The sequence below is a fragment of the Bacteroidales bacterium genome, assembly GCA_013314715.1.
Taxonomy (GTDB): domain Bacteria; phylum Bacteroidota; class Bacteroidia; order Bacteroidales; family GWA2-32-17; genus Ch61.
Window position 1 is genome coordinate 1 of sequence record JABUFC010000098.1, and the last position, 2427, is coordinate 2427.

Below are 2427 nucleotides of genomic sequence, written 5' to 3' on the forward strand. Positions count from 1 at the left end.
AGCTTGTCGTTTGTAAATTGTTCTTCTTTGCAAACTATACCAAGCGAATTCACAAGCTCCAATGTAGTGTTTTTGTTGTTTTCGGGTAGTAATACATTGAGTTCGTTTGTGCCGGGATTGGGATAAACAAGAGTGTTATCAAATACATAAGTATTTTCGGGTACATTGGAAATAACATTACCAAGGCTGTCGAATTTTAAAATAAAAATATCACGCTGATAGATATTTAGGGTACTATCGTATATAGTACCGGTAACATAACAGCCACCATCTGGGCTTGCTAACAAAGAATTTGAATTATATGACAAGTCACCTCCTACAAATTTTCGCCATTTTAGATTTAGATTTGAATCTAAATTACAAACTACTATCCATGTTTTTTGACTCGACCATGGAAAATCAAACGGAAAATTATAAGTATAGTTAAAATAAAGGTTGTTTAAATTTTTAAAGTCAAAGTTTGTATAAGAAGCAGGATAATTTGAAGTATCAGGAGTTGAGTTTCCAAAGTGCACTGTTTTTAAAACATGATAGGAAGTATCAAAAATTGAAACAGTGCTTCTATGGTAAACCGAACCACCAATAATTTTTTCTGACTTGCCCGATAAATAAAATTCTTTTTCGTTTTTCTTCTTTATATTCATAGAAAACGCAATTCCACTTTGGCGAGGTGGGATTGTATCTATTCTTATTATGTTTAAAGAGGAATCCAATCGAACAAAACACCTTGCTGTTCCAAAAGACATTGTCAAATGACTTGAGTATATTGGAGCAATATAAAAATTGTCATATTTTAGGATTCTAAAAGCCAAATCGTAACCTAAATAATCAATATAAACACTATCTATTAAATTTACATTCGAATCTAATTTTAAAAATAATATCCCATGTTGTAGGTTACCTATTCCTGATGTAGTAATAATGTAATTTCCATTGTTTAAATGATTACAATGCACGTAAATATGTTCATTAAACTTAGTTAGATAATTTTTATTTTCTAAAATATGAAGACTTGTGTCTATTAGCCAGTAGGTCAGATTCAAATTATTTGAATTATTATCAGAAGTAAATCCCCACGCTGTAAATGTTTTTGAATCTTTTGCACCAAGATAAAATATGGTACCATTATAGTCAATTATTTGTAATGAATCGACCAAACGATTTTTTTTAAATTTAAAAATAGTAGGAACTCTATAATCAATATCGTAATATGTTGACAAAAATAATTGGTCATTTTCGCAGTCAAGTAAAAAGGTAGGATACTCATCTGCTTCGGTGTAAATACGTTTGAAATAAAAATTGTTTTGTGCAAAAATGATATTACAACTAATGATCATCCATAAAACAAGTAATATTTTCATATTCATTTTTTATTTTAAATTATTATTTAAAAAGTATTAGACTGGATTATCACCAATCTAATACTTTTATTATGTTCAATTAGTTAGTGCTAGGTGAATGAGGAATACCATAAGTAAAATTCCCTCTATGTAAAATTGTTGTAGGTATCGAGGTTATTATATCTCCCCATAAGTTAATAGTAATAATTCTTTTTCCTACTGGTCTTGGACCGCCTGAGGTTGTGTATGTGTTCATAACAGTAGTAGTTCCATTAGTATAAAAACTCATTTCGGCTGAACTTAATTGAGTGTGATACAATGGAGCACCTTCATAGTTATAAAACATAAGGTAGTAGTAGTAATTAACATAAGGTCCTGTCCAATTAGTATTAATACAACAGGGGTAAGTAAGAGGATTAACATCTTCTACTGTTTCCACATTAGTATAATAACCTCCGTTTGGTAGTGCAGCCATATTGGAATTAATATAATTTTTTATTTGTGTTGCAGCTGTTGTAAAATGTACATCTTTTGCAATATTAGTATCATCGTTAGAAATCATAAAATATACTTTTGCTTTAAAATAATTAGTAGTTTGTATTGGCTTTACATCTATAACTACCAAATGCTGATTTGAATTTTTTAATAATGATTGTATTTTTGAAGCCGCTTGATTATAAGCTTCAGACACATTAGTAAAACTTAGAGTTCCATCGTTAACAGGCATCTCAATAAACAATGAATCCTGACTTACTAAACCTTGCGGCAAACCAGTTCTGCAATAATTATAATTCAATGCTGCTTCAATATTCCAAATCGCATCGTTTACGGTCATAGGTTCGCCCTGCTTTTGCTGTAGCGATTGGTTAAATGCTTTTATGCGTGCTTCAACCGCTTTGTCATCGTGAGGGTTAAAAACACTGTTAGTTGGCATTTCCTTGTCTTTTTTGCAGGCCGTTATCATAATTCCTCCTGCCAAAAGTAATAAAAATAATTTTTTCATGTGTAATTATTTTTTAAATTATATACTAAGGTTACATGGAATACGCCATTCGAACAAATAGTGATGTTTGTTTGTGTGTAAATT

General features: G+C 30.3%; 2 protein-coding genes. Both read right to left on the reverse strand.

Annotated elements, in window-relative coordinates:
* A partial coding sequence (locus HPY79_12490; GenBank protein NSW46619.1) for a hypothetical protein occupies positions 1-1361 on the reverse strand: 1361 nt, incomplete at its 3' end.
* A 79-nt stretch (positions 1362-1440) separates the two neighbouring features.
* Entirely contained in the window at positions 1441-2343 is a 903-nt protein-coding gene (locus HPY79_12495) for a hypothetical protein (GenBank protein NSW46620.1), read from the reverse strand.
* Positions 2344-2427 lie beyond the last annotated feature (84 nt).